Origin of the sequence: Pediococcus damnosus, assembly GCF_001611155.1 — a bacterium.
In the GTDB taxonomy this organism is placed as follows: domain Bacteria; phylum Bacillota; class Bacilli; order Lactobacillales; family Lactobacillaceae; genus Pediococcus; species Pediococcus damnosus.
On the sequence record NZ_CP012294.1, the window covers coordinates 1,412,528 to 1,428,232 of the forward strand.

Consider the following 15,705-nt stretch of genomic DNA (forward strand, 5'->3'; position numbering starts at 1 on the left):
CTGACCCAAAATCATGATCCGTTGGTAAAAAACTGTTTAAATTCTTGATTATCACTACGAATGGCACGAGCGGTTACCAGAATGGTTTGACCGGCTATTCTATCCTTATTAATATATCCGATCGGAATATGACTAAATTTTTTAGTTTGTGGAATGTCCTTAAAGTAAGGATAATCAATGTTAGTTTTGGCTAACGTTGCTAATTGGTTAGTGAGACTAATTTGTGAATCAAATGTGGGCGGAATAACTCCTTCTTTGGGAATCCAAACATCGTTTCCTTGCCAATTAAATTTCACAAAGGTCATGCCTGTATTCAGATTTGCTTCTTGTGTAACATGGATTGCTGTTCCGTGTAATGGTCGTGCGTCACGATTGCCAGCCACATCACCATGGTTATACGGCCACATCATTCCCTTGTAGAGACCATCGAAACGGGCAGTTTGGTCGATCGTTGCATCATAGTTCACTTCTACCATATTATTCACATATACATCGTAGTTACTATCTGACATAAACTCACCTCAACTATTATATTATGATTTAATTTTAACATTATTTTATTAGATAGATTACTATTTTTAGATATATTCCTCCTGTAATTGAGTACTGAAATGCAAATCAGTTTTGTCGTTTAATTAAAAAGCAAAGTTAAATAGAAAACGTGATTATCTTATTATTTTTATAAGCAGCAATCACATGGTAAACTAAAGAAAACAACCATATCGATACAGAGGAGGACAGCCATGCTTAGAAGATTTCAACAAACCTCATTTTTTGATTTTATCACGATCTTTTTGCGGCGGTATAAAAAAGGAAACATCTCAAACAATGGGATTGTGTTAGCTTACTATACGTTGCTATCTTTCTTTCCTTTACTCTTATTGATTGGGAATGTATTACCCTTATTAAATTTACCGGTAAACACCGTTTTGAAATATGTAAATCGAATTATGCCAGAAAATATTTATAAGATTTTGAGTCCCCTGATTAAACAACTACTAACAACTAACAATGGTGGCGTGTTATCAATTGGGGTGGTAGTGGCCCTCTGGTCTGCCAGCAAGGGGATCAGCGCCTTCCAACAGGCCTTAAACGCGACCTACGACATGGAGAACACGACCAATGCAATATTAATGCGCATTCTATCATTTTTAATTGTCCTTTTATTTATGGTGGCGTTGATTATAATTGTCTTTTCTTTTTCATTCGGGCAAGTTGCGTTAGCTTATCTCACGCCGTTGCTACAAATACCACAGGATTTTATCAATTTTGTAGAAACTATCAAGTGGCCAATTACAATTCTCGGAATTTGGTTGATTTTGACCATCTTGTATATGATCGTGCCGATGGCTAGGGTTCGTTGGCGGTACGCGTGGGCTGGTGCACTCTTTGCGATGATTGGTCTCGTTATTTTGACCCAATTTTTTACGTTATATTTACGCTATTTTGGCGGAGCAGTTACTACGTATAAAACGATTGGAACTTTTATTATTATCATGTTGTGGTTAGATTTTTTGGCCGAAATCATGCTAATTGGGGGCGTTATCAACGCAGCCTTACAAGAAAAAATTAGTGGGTTACCATTCAAACCAAAACTGAGCCATTTAAAAAGAAACCACCAAACTAGTCATTAACTGGTATAATACAAACATAATTTAAGTTAAAGGTGTGACAATTACGGAAAATATAAAAAAGCACAAAGCCTTGACCAGTGAAGCCTTGATTGTAATATTAATGCTTATTGATTGGTTAATTTTTAAAGACCCGTTAAAAGTGAGCAATCACTTTTTTATGGCAGGATTGTTACTATTGATCGTTGGTATTTTCTTTGTATTGGAGCGAGGTCATTTATTCACGGGTTGGTTTCGGCGTCCCGCTAAGGGTGAAGATGATTCGGATAGAAAGAAAATTGATGTGCATAAGGTTGGCCGAGAAAAAAATGGCCCGATTGTGATAACCAAGCCGGCCCGTTACTTCCTAAATATTGGGAGTTTTACGATTATTGTCAGTGTTTTAATTTCGTTATTTTAAATCAAAAAGGGCACGCCAGCTTAAAAGCCGGGGTGTCCTTTATTGGTAATTTTTAATCTAAAACGAATTTTTGAATTGCTTTTGCGACGCCGTTTTCTTCATTGGTACTCGTGATAAATGTAGCCAGTTTTTTAGCTTCAGGGATGGCATTTCCCATGGCAACAGGAGTACCGGCAAATTGTAACATGGATAAATCATTGCCCTGATCACCGATGGCCATGACATTTTCTGGCAGCAAATTTAGGCGCTTAGTTAGACCTTTCAATGCGTTGCCTTTGCTGGCAGACTTGTTCAATACCTCTAGAAAATAAGGTTCACTTTGAACAAAGTAGTACTTATCTAAAAATGTTTGTGGAATTTTTTTTCGAAGTTCCGTAATTTTTTCGGGTGGGTCAATAAACATACCTTTAGAAATTTTAAAATTAGCCGGCATATCGCCAACCGCCCGATAACGGATGGCCATGCGTACATAAAAACTTTCGCCAATCGTATAAGGACTAATATTTTTATTTGCAGTGTAAATGTGATTTTCTGTTTCAACATGAAAATGGTTATGCAATTTCCGGCTTAAGGCTTCTAAATCTGTGTAGTCATTATAATTTAGCGTGTGATGAATCAGGACACGACCTTCAATAGTCTGCACTAAAGCACCATTAAAGGTGATGACATACTGATCATTACCGGAAAGACCAAGTGTGTGGAGGTGCTCAGCCACGCCGGTAAGGGGACGACCGGAGCACAAAACGACTTTAACACCTGATTGGCTGGCCTGTTTGATGGCCGTAACTGTTTCTGCGGCAATGTGTTTGTCGTCTGTTAAAAGCGTGCCATCTAAGTCAATGGCAATTAGTTTAATCATGAAAGATGGCCCTCCTTTGCGTCCATAAGCACGCCATTTTTAATGTAAGACTGAAATTCTTGGTAAAGCGGATGGAATAGTTCGCCGGCATCTTGAGAAAGCATCTTTTTAGGGAAGAAGAATCGCTGATCTCCGGAAACACGACCGGTAATTGCAGCTACTAGGGCACTAGCGGTGGATAATTCGACTAAAGTGCCATCGTGTTGCATGAGCTCAATTTGGGTTCGTGGTTTGCTGGTGCTGGGATCGTACGCATCGTAAGGGAGATCGTAACTATCATTGACCGCCGTGTAATACGTACTATTGAAACCAGCTTTTTCAATTAGATTGCGTAATTCTGGTAATAAATATTCGGTTTCATGTGTAAATCGGACTGATTTGAGTGGAATGCGGTTTAAAAAGCGTTTCGATAAATCATTCAAGACGGGATCTTGATCGTCTTCCCATTGTTGGAAGTAAGTATTTAAAACGCCGTCGTCTAAGCGCAAATAATCGGTAACGGTTGCTGTGTGATCAAAGAATGGAAGCAAGAAATAAGGGACAAAATTTCGTTGCTTATCGGCATCTTTTTGATTGCCACCGTAAATTTCATTTGCGCGTTGCAACAAATGACTTAAAATCATTTCCATCGAGCGTGAAACGGGATGAAAATAAACCTGTAAGTACATTTGAAACCGGCTGACAATGAAATCTTCGACCGCATGAATGCCGCTGATTGAAAAGGCAATACCACCCTTATATGGACGCATGACCCGTAAAATTCGAGTTAAATCAAACGTGCCATAATTGGTACCGGTATAGTAAGAATCTCGAAGCAGATAATCCATTCGATCAGCATCAATTTGGCTAGAAATCATTTGGACAACTTGAGGATTTGGATATTTATGTGAAATCACACTGGCAACTTCATCCGGAAATTTAGGTAAAACGCGTCGCAAAACCTTGTTTACTTCAGTTTCTGGGCTGGTGATAATTTGTTCTGTATACCATTCGTGATCCGTATGAAAAATGTGCTCGAAAGTATGAGAATACGCACCATGACCGATATCATGAAGAAGGGCCGCACAAAGGGTGACTAACCGTTCGGAGTTGTCCCAAAGGCCATCACCTGGTGTTTTTGTCGGATAGTTGCGTTCAAAATTATCACAAATTCTGCGCGCTACTTCGTAACAGCCTAAGGAGTGCGAAAAGCGGGTATGCTCAGCGCCATGGAACACAAGTGAAGTCGTACCCAATTGATGAATGCGCCGTAACCGCTGAAATTCCTTTGTGTTAATTAAATCTAAAATAACTTGGTTTTGAACATACACATAATCATGAACCGGATCTCGAAACACTTTTTCCATTGGTAACATTTGATTGCGATAATCCATGAAAACAAGCTTCCCTTCATTAAATCATTTGTTACTAACTAGTATAACAAAGATTTGCCCATTGGTTGATGTTAAGCGGATATGTTCGTTCCCTAACCACCAATAAAAAAGAAGTTGGTTTTGTTTTGTATTCATAAGTAAATTACTGAACCAAAACACTATGATGAATGACGCATATTGGTTTATACTATAAGGAAGATGTTTTTTGAAAAGGGGTGCTGACTTTGATGGATGAATTAAATACTGGCGTGCCAATCGCCATTCACCTGGATACGTATATTACACAAGAAGGTGAACAATCTCATTTTACCTTTGATGAAGACGGTCAACTATTTCAAATGGGTGACTCAGTTTATTTACGTTACCAGGAAACAGATGAGCACACAAAGGAACCAGTGCCAGTCACGATGAAAATTGATAATGAAGGCGACGTGTTACTAACTAGATCCGGTGAAAATAAATTACGGTTGCGTTTTAGTAATGGTAAACGAATTCAGGCTCGCTACCGCACGCCATATGGGATATTACCAGTAGATACGGTAACGCCATTTTTAGAGGTCCGTATGCGTGATCAACCAATTTCAGGAACTGTAAATGTAAATTATCAATTGTTTGCCGGTGAAAGTTTATTAGGAGACTATAAAATTAGATTGCAATTTACGGCTTAAGTAATGTATCATGGAGAGTAGACTGTTGAAAGGACGTGTACCATTTTGGACTTGAAAATTTTTGATGGACAAGACAAAACAGAACTCTCATTAATTGAGGTTGCCCATGCAATTCTTGCGCAACACGGTGATTCCATGGCTTTCGTGGATCTCGCCAATGAAGTTCAACAGTATCTTGGCAAAACTGATGAAGAATTCCGTGAACGTTTGTCACAATTTTATACTGATTTAAACACTGATGGTAGCTTTATTTCTTTGGGGGATAATAGTTGGGGCTTACGTACTTGGTATCCCTTTGAATCCATTGATGAGGCTGTTATTCATACTGAAGATGATGAAGATGATGATCGTCCTAAGAAAAAGAAGCGTAAGAAGGTTAATGCTTTCTTAGCTGATGCTGCTGACGACGATGATGTGATTGATTATGATGCCGATGATCCAGAAGATGATGACGATGTTGTGGCCGGAAACGACGACGATGACTTTGATGCGACTGCGAACAACGATGATTATACAGACACCTCAAAAGATGATGACGATAATGATGATTTACCTGACGATGATTTGCCAGATGGCATTGAAGGCCAACTTTCAGAGCTTGATGACGATGATTCCGATGATGACGAATAAGTCTGTTTGTAAGGCTTGACATTATCTTAGTTACCTTGTATTATCTTTATTGGGCGCTTTGCTGTGTGCAAAGCCAACAGTACGGATTTTAGATTGTGCTCCCTATTCCAAATGGATAGGGAGCTTTTTTATTATTTTTTGAATGTCCCTTAAAAAACCTCAAAGGAGTTAGAAAATGACCAAATATATTTTTGTTACCGGCGGTGTTGTTTCTTCACTTGGTAAAGGAATCGTTGCAGCTTCTCTCGGCCGTTTACTTAAGAATCGTGGTTTGAAAGTGACCATCCAGAAGTTTGATCCATACATTAATGTGGATCCTGGAACGATGAGTCCTTATCAACATGGAGAAGTGTTTGTTACAGATGATGGCACGGAAACGGATCTTGATTTAGGTCATTATGAACGGTTTATTGATAATGATTTAAATAAGTATTCCAATGTGACCACTGGAAAAATTTATTCTGAGGTTTTAAAAAAGGAACGTCATGGCGATTACTTGGGTGCTACAGTTCAAGTCATTCCCCATATCACAGATACAATTAAAGAGAAAATCATGCGGGCCGGAACCGTTACCGATTCAGATATTGTGATTACTGAAATTGGCGGGACAGTTGGTGATATTGAATCATTACCATTCTTGGAAGCTTTACGTCAAATGAAGAGTGAAGTAGGTTCAGAGAACGTGGTTTATGTTCATACAACCCTGATTCCATATCTGCGTGCAGCTGGTGAAATGAAAACTAAACCCACCCAACACAGTGTTAAAGAATTACGGGGCGTGGGAATTCAACCAAATATTTTGGTTGTGCGGACTGAAAAGCCCATCACTCAAGCAATGCGCAATAAAATTGCTTTGTTCTGTGATGTTGATCCAGAAGCAGTTATTGAATCTCGGGATGTGGACAATCTTTATCAAATTCCTTTGAATCTTCAGGCTCAAGGAATGGATCAAATTATCATGGATCATTTTGGTTTGGATACACCACAGGCTGACATGGAAGATTGGCGGAAAATGACCGAACATGTCCGTAATGGGCTTGATCATACACTTAAGATTGCCTTGGTTGGTAAATATGTTGCCTTACAAGATGCTTATATTTCTGTTTCAGAAGCATTAAAACATGCCGGATATCCTGTAAATGCAAGAATTGAAATCAAAAAATTAGATTCGGAAAAAATTACACCGGAAAATGTTGGTGAAATTTTAGTCGATGTTGATGGCCTCATTGTGCCAGGTGGATTTGGTGATCGTGGAATTGAAGGGATGATTACGGCCATTCAATATGCGCGTGAAAATGATCTCCCATTCTTAGGAATTTGTTTAGGAATGCAGATGGCTTCAGTAGAATTCGCACGGAATGTGTTGGGCTACAAAGACGCTAACTCTACAGAAATGAATAAAGATACTAAGCACAACATTATTGATTTAATGGCTGATCAAGAAGATGTGCACGACATGGGTGGTACCCAACGTTTGGGACTTTATCCTTGCAAATTGAAGCCCGGTTCTGTAGCAGCAAAGGCTTATGATAATCAAGATGTTATTCAAGAACGTCACCGTCATCGTTATGAGTTTAATAATGAATATCGGGATGCCATGCAGGAACATGGATTGGTATTTTCTGGAACATCACCTGATAATCATTTGGTAGAAGTTATTGAGTTGCCTGAAAATAAATTCTTTGTGGCTTCTCAATATCATCCGGAATTTTTATCACGTCCACAACGTCCAGAAGGATTATTCAAAGCATTTATTGAAGCCGCTGACGAACAATAAAATAAAATTGAAAGTAGCAGATGAATTTTTTCGATTTCATTTGCTATTTTTTCATTTTATATGGATGAAGATTACCAATAAGTTAATCAAGAATAAGTTATATGGGCAAAACGACCCTTGTACGGGTTTACATGGGAATTTATTTAAATTCATGGTTGTTTTTTTCATATAGATTATTTATGATTAGAATTGACTGTACATTATTAGGATGTTTATAAGTGAGGAAAGTACACATGAAAAAAATGGTAATCCGAGGCGGACGACAACTTTCCGGTGAGGTAACAATCGGCGGTGCAAAAAATAGCACAGTGGCGTTAATTCCAGCTGCAATTTTAGCCGATACCCCTGTCCGCCTAGACTCTGTTCCTGACATCTTGGACGTTCATAATTTGATGATTATTTTAGAATCTATGAATGTCCACTCAACGTTTAAAGATGGTGTCATGGAAATTGATCCAACTAATATAATTGAAAGTGCCTTACCTAGTAGGGCAATTAAAAGTTTGCGTGCTTCCTATTACTTTATGGGTGCACTGCTTGGTCGTTTTAAACGAGCCACGGTAAGTTTTCCCGGTGGTGATAACATTGGGTCTCGTCCAATTGATCAACACATTAAAGGGTTCAAAGCTTTAGGAGCCACGGTTAACGAAAAAAATGATTCTGTCTACATTACGACCGATACGCATGAATTACATGGAGCCCATATTTTCTTAGACGTTGTGTCAGTAGGAGCGACGATCAATGTGATTTTAGCAGCTGTTAAGGCACATGGACAAACAACCATTGAAAATGCGGCTCGTGAGCCTGAAATCATTGACCTGGTGTCCTTCTTGAATAGTTTGGGCGCTAAAATCCGGGGAGCAGGGACTGATGTGATCCGGATTGAAGGCGTGGACAGTCTTCGAAGTAACGCGACGCATACCATTATTCCAGATCGTATTGAAGCTGGGACTTATTTGTCATTAGCAGCCTCAGTTGGTGATGGCATTCAAATCAATAACATTATTCCAGAGCATTTGGAATCCTTTAACTCGAAACTTCTTGAATTGGGTGTTGATTTACAAGTTGGCGATGATAGTATTTATGTTCCAAAAACGAAGAATCTGCATCCAATTGAAATTAAAACAAATCCATTTCCTGGTTTTGCCACCGATTTACAACAACCAATTACCCCCGCGCTGATGAAGGCTGACGGAAGCAGCGTGATTATTGATAGTATTTATCCTAAACGAATTAAACATATTTCTCAGCTCCAGAAAATGGGAGCTAACGTCCGGGTTGAAAATGATATTATTATTGTCGATCATACCGATGAGTTGCATGGCGCAACGGTTGAAGCAGGAGAGATTCGTGCTGGTGCCGCATTAATGATTGCTGGACTTATGGCAAATGGGACAACAATTATCCAAAAAGCAGAAAATATTCTTCGCGGTTATGATCGGATTGTCTATAAATTAAAGCAATTAGGTGCCGATATTAAAATTGTGAGTGACGAAACAGAAAAAGTAAAATAGAGGTAAACTATGAGCGATTTTTTAACGATGGCGGAATTACAAAATATGACGCTCAAACAGATTTATAGTTTTGCTCGCCAGTTTAAGATCCCGTATTATGGACAAATGAACAAGGCTGAGTTAGCACTTGCCATTGTTCGTGCCCAGGCTAAAGAACAAGATTTTGTGGAAATGGAAGGCGTCTTGGATATTGTTTCCCAAGAAGGCTTTGGTTTCTTAAGGCCGATCAATTATGGTCCATCTCAAGAAGATATATACATTTCAGCATCTCAGATCACTAGATTTGGGCTCCGTAATGGCGATTTAGTAACAGGGAAAGCAAGGCATCCTAAGCCTTCCGAGCGTTACTACGGTTTGATGCATGTGGATCAGGTTAACGGAAAAAATCCTGAAGAAGCAAAGCAAAGACCACATTTTCCAGCTTTAACCCCGGTTTATCCAAAACAACAAATTAAATTGGAAACAACCACTGATGTATTATCAACGCGCTTAGTTGATATTTTTACGCCGATTGGATTTGGCCAGCGGGGATTAATTGTAGCTCCACCTAAAGCAGGAAAGACAACTCTTTTAAAGGCGATTGCCAATGGAATTGCAACCAATTATCCTAAGGTTAAACTCATTGTGTTGTTGATTGATGAACGGCCCGAAGAAGTTACTGACTTGGAACGTTCAATTAAAGGCGAAGTGGTATCGTCTACTTTTGATAAAGAACCCAAAAATCATATCAAGGTTTCGGAGCTAGTTTTAGAACGGGCACTTCGTTTGGTAGAGGACAAAGAAGACGTTGTGATCTTGTTAGATTCCATCACTCGGTTAACACGTGCTTACAATTTGGTGATTCCACCGAGTGGACGAACTTTATCAGGTGGGATTGATCCAGCTGCTTTTTACAAGCCTAAAAAATTCTTTGGTGCCGCTCGTAATATTGAGGAGGGTGGTAGTTTAACCATCCTGGGGACTACTTTGGTAGAAACGGGCAGTCGATTAGATGATGTCATTTATGAAGAATTTAAGGGAACAGGTAACTCAGAATTAACATTATCGCGGGAACTTGCAGAACGACGGGTTTTCCCAGCTCTAGATATCAAACAATCAGGAACTCGAAAAGAAGAGCTTTTACTGCCACAAAGTACTTTGGACGAAGTTTGGCGCATTCGACGGGCAATGGTTGGCGATTCACTGGAAACCACAGAGCAATTGTTACAATTTTTACGTAACACCAAAAATGACAAAGAATTTTTGCGTGATATTAAAAATGTTAAGTTCAAATCTGCGGGACGAAATCGCCAATCTCGGTAAAATTGGTTTGCGTATAACAGATATTCATGATATTATAATGAACGTTGATTAATTATGAAAAATAACTATGTCTCAGTAAATGACTCATGGCAAAGGAGTGTACTAACAATGAAAAAAGGAATTCATCCAGATTATCACGATGTCGTATTTCAGGATTCAACAACTGGTTTTAAATTTATTTCCGGTTCAACAAAGAATTCTGCAGAAACCATTAAGATGGACGATGGTAAAGAATATCCATTAGTTCGTGTTGAAATTTCATCTGATTCTCACCCATTCTACACAGGTCGTCAGAAGTTCAACCAAGTCGATGGAACTGTCGATCGTTTCAACAAGAAATACGGTCTTACAGAAGACAAAAAGTAAGCATAAATTTGAAAAGCTCAAGTCACAGCAATGTTGGCTTGCGCTTTTTTATTATATTAAAAAATCCAGCTTTCTCTCAATAGCAGTTCTACTGCTAGGGGAAAGCTGGATTTTTTAGTTTGCACGTGCATGGCGATCAGAATGTGTGTTTATTTGGACAAGGATAAAGTTTATAGCGACTAGGATGGAAGTAGAGATGAAAACTGATCCGTAATCAAAGGCGCCAGAAACTGCCGATCCAATTAAGGGTCCGGACATGTTGCCTAGTGCTTGGAAAGATTGGTTCCAACTAAATACTCGGCCGGTAACTTCGGCAGGCGATCGCTTGGAAAGAATGGCCTGAACGGCGGGTAACATAGCGCCATCAGAGATACCAACCATGAAACGGAAAAATCCCAATAACCAAACGGAATGGACAAATGCCATCGGAATATACATACAGATCGCAAAAATGAAGCCAATCGACAAAATCTTTTCAGTGCCGATGCGATCACCAACCTCACCCAAACGAGGAGCCGAGAACAGTGTTGCAATTCCCGGAATTGCTGCAATTACGCCGGCAACTAAGGTGACTGGGCCGATATTGTGCATCAATTGGCGGACATATAAACTTAAAATGGGGGTGATCGAATTATTCGAAGCTTGGATGATCATGGTAGTTATAAACATACCAAACACAATTTTGGGATTTTCTAGTTTACCGATAACTTCTTTTGTCGACAAAGGTTTGGCCCGTTTTACCGGATGAAAATGCTCATGAACAAAGAAGTAACTGAGGAAAAACACAATCAGTAAAAGCCCGCCGGTAATAAAGAAGGTTACGCGATACGAGAAGAACTCAGCTAAAGCACCTCCAAGCAAGGGACCAATTAGATTACCGCTGACATAACCTGTTGAGAGGGTTCCAAGTGCCAACCCGCTTTTTTCTTTCGGCGTTTCGGTAGCTAAAAGTGCATTAGAATTACTAATATATCCGGAAAAGACTCCCTGAAGCATTCGGAGGGCAATGAGTTGCCAGACGTTTTGGACAAAGCCCATCGCCCCAAGCACAAATGCCATCCCAAGTGAGGCGCGCAGAATCATTAACTTACGTCCTTTTGAATCTGCTAGTCTTCCCCAGATTGGCGAAACCAAGGCGGTTACTAAATAGGTTGCGGAATATGTAATACCACTGTAAAATGTAAGTTGTTGCTTACTGAATTGCCCAAGGGTATCGACGTATAAAGACAGAAAAGGCATGACTTCACTAAAAGCCATTCCTGCCATGAAAGTGCCAAACCACAGGACAATTAAGTTTTGCTCCCACGGGGCGCGTTTTTTTGAAAAGAAATTTGTTATTTTAGAAATCACAGTTTGACACCCTTTCTAAGATTATAAATGAATCAGTAAAACCATATTTATTAGAATACCACTATTTAAGTGACAAGGAGATACACATGTCAAAAAAATCTACTTCAAAAAAAACATCTAAGTTTGGAAGATGGCTAGCCACCATTTTAGTTTTTCTTTTATTACTTGTGAGTTTGGCGTTAATTTTTAATGCCCAAATTAAGGACTGGCTGGTTGATTCATACAAACCACAGGTTACGCAACAGTCAATTGCAAAAAATAAAAAGAAGAAAGCCAGTTATGATTTTCAAAGTGTTAAATCACTAGATTTTCAAACAGTGGCTAAAGCCCGCACCAATGCCTCAAAATTGGACGTAGTGGGCGAGATAAGTATCCCAAAGGTAAAGTTAAACCTCCAGATTACAAACGGGATAACCAATGAAAATTTGGCTTTGACGGCAGCTACCTTAAAAGCCAATATGAAGATGGGTCAAGGCAATTACGCCTTGGCAGGTCATCATATGGTACGTAAAGATATTTTGTTCAGTCCGTTATATTGGAAGATGCGGCCAGGAATGATGATCTATGTAACTGATCTTAAACGGATTTATAGTTATAAGGCAACGGAACGGAAGTTTATTGCCGCGACTCGGGTGGATGTTATCAATAATGTGCCAAACAAGAAATTGATCACATTGATTACGTGTGATGCAACCGGAGCCAATCGATTAATGATTCGTGGTAAATATGAAGGTTCAGTGCCATATAAAAAAGCTCCTGAAAAAATTCAGAAGGGCTTTACAAAAAACTTTAATAATAAGTAATGCTTTCTAGAGTGCAAAGGCCTGACAAAAATTGTTAGGCCTTTTTACTTGGACTGAGAAGTTAAAAATTTTATCCAGTCATCAACGCCAGTCGAAATTTGTTGATAGGCTGCTTCGAATTTATGCGTGTACCAGGGATCTGGGACGTCTGTATTTGGTTTTTTAGAAGAAACGGACATGAACAATTTGATCTTCGCAGTGGAAGCTGCCGGCGCAAGATTTTTGAGATCTAAAATATTTTGATGATCCATTCCGATTAACCAATCAAATGTTTGGAAGTCGCTAGTGGTGACGGGACGTGAAATTAGACCTTTAGGATCAACGTGGTGTTTTTGAAGGACAGCTAAAGTTTGAGCGTGAGGCGGATTGCCTTCTTCCCAATCACTGGTTCCGGCTGAATCAGCTGAAAACTGGTTAGTCAAGTTTGCTTGATTAATTTTTTGCTGAAAGAGGGCTTCTGCCATTGGTGAACGGCAAATATTGCCGAGACACACAAATAAAATTTTTTCCATAAGATCACCTATTTCTAAATATTGTTTGAATTCCCACCCTAATGCTTTATAAAGCAGCAGTGGTCTGGTATCATCAAGTTATCAAATCGTAGAGGAGAATTCATATGACAGGGATAATAATCGCAGTCGTTGTGGTCCTTTTAATCGGATTGTATATTCTATTATATAACAACCTAGTTAAGGCCAGAACTTATACGCAAGAATCATGGAGTCAAATTAATGTGCAACTTAAACGCCGGAATGATCTGATTCCCAATTTAGTTTCAACCGTTCAGGGATATGCATCGTATGAAAAAAGTACCTTTACTAAGGTAGTTGAATTACGAAACCAGCTTGTTTCTGCAACGGATAAGCCTCAGACCACTGACGCAGAGCGGGCACAGACCATGGCATTATCTGACCAATTAAGTGGGCAGTTAAAGAGTGTGTTTGCGTTATCTGAAAACTATCCAGACTTAAAGGCCAGTGCAGAGTTTTCTAAGCTAATGGAAGAACTAACGAATACAGAAAATAAAATTGCGTATTCACGTCAGCTGTATAACTCAAGTGTGGCTAGTTACAACATGAAGTTACAAACGTTCCCAAGTAATTTGGTGGCCAGTATGACAAAATTCAAAGCTGCTACCTATCTAGAAGTACCAAAAGAAGAGACAAAAACACCAAAAGTGTCATTTAAAAAATACGAAGATTTATAGAATCGGTTGGCTAACGGGGAGTGATGAATGATGCTGTTTGAACAAATTGCGCGAAACAAGCGACGAACTGTTTATGTAATGATTGGATTTAGTCTACTGGTCCTTTTTATTGGTGGTGCCTTAGGATATGTATTCTATGATAGTGCCATCTCGGGAATAGTAATGGCTGCTGTGGTTGCTGCAGTTTATATGGGGCTTATGATTTCACAGTCTACTTCAGTCGTAATGCGGATGAATCACGCCCACGAGGTTAGCGAAGCCGATCAACCAGAACTTTGGCACATTGTCGAAGATATGGCGATGGTTGGGAAAGTTCCAATGCCAAAGGTATACATTATAGATGATGAAAGTCCTAATGCGTTTGCGACCGGGAATGATCCCAAGCATGCATCAGTGGCTGTAACGAGTGGCATTATGAAACGACTGAATCGTGAAGAGTTGGAGGGCGTTTTAGGTCACGAAATTTCTCATATTCGTAATTACGATATTCGATTACAAACGATTGCCTTGGCGCTATCTGCGGCAATTTCAATGTTGGTCAATATTGGAATGCGTTCTTTTTGGTGGGGCGGTGGCAGACGGCGAAGCAATAACAACAATTCAGAAGGCGGCAATATGCAGATTGTGTTGTTGATTGCCTCAATTGTGTTAATTATTTTGGGACCGTTGGCTGCTTCGATTGCCCAAATGGCCTTATCACGAAACCGTGAATATTTAGCGGATGCGTCGAGTGTTGAACTTACCCGTAATCCACAGGGGCTAATTACGGCGTTAGAAAAGATTTCGTCAAGCGATCCTATGAAAGAGGCGGATCCGACTAGTTCCGCTTTGTATATTTCTGATCCGTTAAAAAGGAAAAAAGGTTTTTCTCATTTGTTTGATACCCATCCGCCAATTGAGGATCGCATCGAAAGGCTAAAGAAGATGTAAGCCATTTGATGAAATTGGGCGTACAATAATAATATGAACAGATAATTCATTGAAAGTGAGCTATTAAGATCATGCGGGATGATTTCGTTTATATCCATTTGGAGCCGATTGCAAATTTAATTTACTCAAGAGGACTAAGTGTTGAAGATTTCTTACGTGGCATTCCAAGAATACCTACGCATATTTTGCTGTTGAACACGCCGATCAACGATAATTTAAGTGTTGAACCGCATACCCAACTAAATACGATTAGTGGGACTTTTAATATCCGTAAATATCTAACCAATCCTAAAGCGGAGCATGTTAGCTGGTTGGACTACTCTCATGCAGAGGGTTTGGAAGAATTGTTACCGGAAGAAATTGCTGAATTGTTATTTTTGGGACATATGCATACGCATTATACGACGCCATTTTCATATAAATTACAAAATGAATTTGTTTTTCTTTCTTTAGGAAGTAAACATTTAAAGGTTTACTATCGAAAGTTGAAAAACTTTTACCCTGTTCTAAATGATTCATTAATTCGGCATACGCGGTTAGCATTTAATGAACGACGAATGTTTCGAAGGTATGATAATTTTGCAGAGATTCCGCAGTCAATGCTTCGGCAGTTAACGCCAATTTTGAGTAATGGAATTATTTTTGCGTTTGATCAGGCTTTTGAACAGGAAAAACAATATCGGATTCCAATTTTAGTGGTGGCGGATAATGGGCAATCACCTATCTATCGAAGTCGCACTTCACTATATAATAAGGCTAAACAGGTAGCTGTGCTCCGTTACAACATGACAAGCGGCCATTGGCATTTAGTGATTACCGATTCTCACGCATTTGAGGATGATCAATTCTATTAAAGATTCAATTAATGAATTTAGTTTAAAATTAAAATTGTTGT

At 39.2% G+C, this 15,705-nt stretch carries 17 protein-coding genes; 12 read left to right on the forward strand and 5 right to left on the reverse strand.

Annotated elements, in window-relative coordinates:
- Window positions 1–11: 11 nt before the first annotated feature.
- Window positions 12–512, reverse strand: a complete 501-nt coding sequence (locus ADU73_RS06575; protein WP_056986062.1) for a GW dipeptide domain-containing protein — start codon at window positions 510–512, stop codon at window positions 12–14.
- Window positions 513–743: 231 nt separating this feature from the next.
- Between ADU73_RS06575 and ADU73_RS06580 the strand changes: the two genes are divergently transcribed.
- Complete coding sequence (locus ADU73_RS06580; protein ID WP_046871591.1) at window positions 744–1,634, forward strand: YihY/virulence factor BrkB family protein; 891 nt, start codon at window positions 744–746, stop codon at window positions 1,632–1,634.
- An 85-nt stretch (window positions 1,635–1,719) separates the two neighbouring features.
- The gene (locus tag ADU73_RS06585; RefSeq protein ID WP_145930491.1) at window positions 1,720–2,031 is read left to right on the forward strand and encodes a DUF3899 domain-containing protein; all 312 of its coding nucleotides are present in this window, start codon (window positions 1,720–1,722) and stop codon (window positions 2,029–2,031) included.
- A 52-nt stretch (window positions 2,032–2,083) separates the two neighbouring features.
- Here ADU73_RS06585 and yidA read toward each other — a convergent pair whose 3' ends face one another.
- Together yidA and ADU73_RS06595 are read right to left on the reverse strand one after the other, a co-directional pair.
- Window positions 2,084–2,890, reverse strand: coding sequence for a sugar-phosphatase (gene yidA, locus ADU73_RS06590; RefSeq protein ID WP_046871593.1), 807 nt, complete (start codon window positions 2,888–2,890; stop codon window positions 2,084–2,086).
- On the reverse strand, window positions 2,887–4,263 hold the full coding sequence (locus tag ADU73_RS06595) for an HD domain-containing protein (protein ID WP_062913311.1): 1,377 nt from the start codon (window positions 4,261–4,263) through the stop codon (window positions 2,887–2,889). Before ADU73_RS06595 ends, yidA begins: the two co-directional genes overlap by 4 nt.
- 227 nt (window positions 4,264–4,490) lie before the next feature.
- Between ADU73_RS06595 and ADU73_RS06600 the strand changes: the two genes are divergently transcribed.
- From ADU73_RS06600 to ADU73_RS06625, 6 genes are all read left to right on the forward strand, one after another.
- Window positions 4,491–4,931, forward strand: a complete 441-nt coding sequence (locus ADU73_RS06600; protein WP_046871595.1) for a YwiB family protein — start codon at window positions 4,491–4,493, stop codon at window positions 4,929–4,931.
- 45 nt (window positions 4,932–4,976) lie between these two features.
- Window positions 4,977–5,561, forward strand: a complete 585-nt coding sequence (gene rpoE / locus ADU73_RS06605; RefSeq protein WP_062903871.1) for a DNA-directed RNA polymerase subunit delta — start codon at window positions 4,977–4,979, stop codon at window positions 5,559–5,561.
- Between the two features lie 175 nt (window positions 5,562–5,736).
- The gene (locus tag ADU73_RS06610; protein WP_062913312.1) at window positions 5,737–7,338 is read left to right on the forward strand and encodes a CTP synthase; all 1,602 of its coding nucleotides are present in this window, start codon (window positions 5,737–5,739) and stop codon (window positions 7,336–7,338) included.
- Window positions 7,339–7,571: 233 nt separating this feature from the next.
- Window positions 7,572–8,852, forward strand: a complete 1,281-nt coding sequence (locus ADU73_RS06615) for a UDP-N-acetylglucosamine 1-carboxyvinyltransferase (protein ID WP_046871598.1) — start codon at window positions 7,572–7,574, stop codon at window positions 8,850–8,852.
- Window positions 8,853–8,861: 9 nt separating this feature from the next.
- On the forward strand, window positions 8,862–10,154 hold the full coding sequence (gene rho, locus ADU73_RS06620; RefSeq protein ID WP_046871599.1) for a transcription termination factor Rho: 1,293 nt from the start codon (window positions 8,862–8,864) through the stop codon (window positions 10,152–10,154).
- A 108-nt stretch (window positions 10,155–10,262) separates the two neighbouring features.
- The gene (locus ADU73_RS06625) at window positions 10,263–10,520 is read left to right on the forward strand and encodes a type B 50S ribosomal protein L31 (RefSeq protein ID WP_046871600.1); all 258 of its coding nucleotides are present in this window, start codon (window positions 10,263–10,265) and stop codon (window positions 10,518–10,520) included.
- 114 nt (window positions 10,521–10,634) lie between these two features.
- On the opposite strand, the gene ADU73_RS06630 is transcribed toward ADU73_RS06625, so the two are convergent.
- The gene (locus ADU73_RS06630; protein WP_046871621.1) at window positions 10,635–11,867 is read right to left on the reverse strand and encodes a multidrug efflux MFS transporter; all 1,233 of its coding nucleotides are present in this window, start codon (window positions 11,865–11,867) and stop codon (window positions 10,635–10,637) included.
- A gap of 89 nt (window positions 11,868–11,956) precedes the next feature.
- Here ADU73_RS06630 and ADU73_RS06635 point away from each other — a divergent pair, with 89 nt between their 5' ends.
- On the forward strand, window positions 11,957–12,673 hold the full coding sequence (locus ADU73_RS06635) for a class A sortase (protein ID WP_046871601.1): 717 nt from the start codon (window positions 11,957–11,959) through the stop codon (window positions 12,671–12,673).
- Between the two features lie 44 nt (window positions 12,674–12,717).
- On the opposite strand, the gene ADU73_RS06640 is transcribed toward ADU73_RS06635, so the two are convergent.
- Window positions 12,718–13,185 carry a low molecular weight protein-tyrosine-phosphatase gene (locus ADU73_RS06640; protein ID WP_046871602.1) on the reverse strand — a complete coding sequence of 156 codons (468 nt, stop codon included), beginning with the start codon at window positions 13,183–13,185 and terminating at the stop codon, window positions 12,718–12,720.
- A 104-nt stretch (window positions 13,186–13,289) separates the two neighbouring features.
- On the opposite strand from ADU73_RS06640, the gene ADU73_RS06645 reads away from it, so the two are divergent.
- The 3 genes from ADU73_RS06645 (at window position 13,290) to ADU73_RS06655 (ending at window position 15,664) form a co-directional block, all read left to right on the forward strand.
- A complete protein-coding gene (locus ADU73_RS06645; RefSeq protein WP_046871603.1) occupies window positions 13,290–13,880 on the forward strand; it encodes a LemA family protein in 591 nt (196 codons plus the stop codon).
- A gap of 30 nt (window positions 13,881–13,910) precedes the next feature.
- On the forward strand, window positions 13,911–14,810 hold the full coding sequence (htpX, locus tag ADU73_RS06650; RefSeq protein WP_046871604.1) for a zinc metalloprotease HtpX: 900 nt from the start codon (window positions 13,911–13,913) through the stop codon (window positions 14,808–14,810).
- 71 nt (window positions 14,811–14,881) lie between these two features.
- A complete protein-coding gene (locus ADU73_RS06655) occupies window positions 14,882–15,664 on the forward strand; it encodes a hypothetical protein (protein WP_046871605.1) in 783 nt (260 codons plus the stop codon).
- Window positions 15,665–15,705 lie beyond the last annotated feature (41 nt).

Excerpts from the sequence above, each read along its gene's own strand:
- ADU73_RS06575 (WP_056986062.1), bottom strand. The coding sequence starts at position 512 with ATGTCAGATAGTAACTACGATGTATATGTGAATAATATGGTAGAAGTG.
- ADU73_RS06580 (WP_046871591.1), top strand. The coding sequence starts at position 744 with ATGCTTAGAAGATTTCAACAAACCTCATTTTTTGATTTTATCACGATC.
- yidA (WP_046871593.1), bottom strand. The coding sequence starts at position 2,890 with ATGATTAAACTAATTGCCATTGACTTAGATGGCACGCTTTTAACAGAC.
- ADU73_RS06595 (WP_062913311.1), bottom strand. The coding sequence starts at position 4,263 with ATGGATTATCGCAATCAAATGTTACCAATGGAAAAAGTGTTTCGAGAT.
- ADU73_RS06600 (WP_046871595.1), top strand. The coding sequence starts at position 4,491 with ATGGATGAATTAAATACTGGCGTGCCAATCGCCATTCACCTGGATACG.
- ADU73_RS06610 (WP_062913312.1), top strand. The coding sequence starts at position 5,737 with ATGACCAAATATATTTTTGTTACCGGCGGTGTTGTTTCTTCACTTGGT.
- ADU73_RS06615 (WP_046871598.1), top strand. The coding sequence starts at position 7,572 with ATGAAAAAAATGGTAATCCGAGGCGGACGACAACTTTCCGGTGAGGTA.
- rho (WP_046871599.1), top strand. The coding sequence starts at position 8,862 with ATGAGCGATTTTTTAACGATGGCGGAATTACAAAATATGACGCTCAAA.
- ADU73_RS06625 (WP_046871600.1), top strand. The coding sequence starts at position 10,263 with ATGAAAAAAGGAATTCATCCAGATTATCACGATGTCGTATTTCAGGAT.
- ADU73_RS06635 (WP_046871601.1), top strand. The coding sequence starts at position 11,957 with ATGTCAAAAAAATCTACTTCAAAAAAAACATCTAAGTTTGGAAGATGG.
- ADU73_RS06640 (WP_046871602.1), bottom strand. The coding sequence starts at position 13,185 with ATGGAAAAAATTTTATTTGTGTGTCTCGGCAATATTTGCCGTTCACCA.
- ADU73_RS06645 (WP_046871603.1), top strand. The coding sequence starts at position 13,290 with ATGACAGGGATAATAATCGCAGTCGTTGTGGTCCTTTTAATCGGATTG.
- htpX (WP_046871604.1), top strand. The coding sequence starts at position 13,911 with ATGCTGTTTGAACAAATTGCGCGAAACAAGCGACGAACTGTTTATGTA.
- ADU73_RS06655 (WP_046871605.1), top strand. The coding sequence starts at position 14,882 with ATGCGGGATGATTTCGTTTATATCCATTTGGAGCCGATTGCAAATTTA.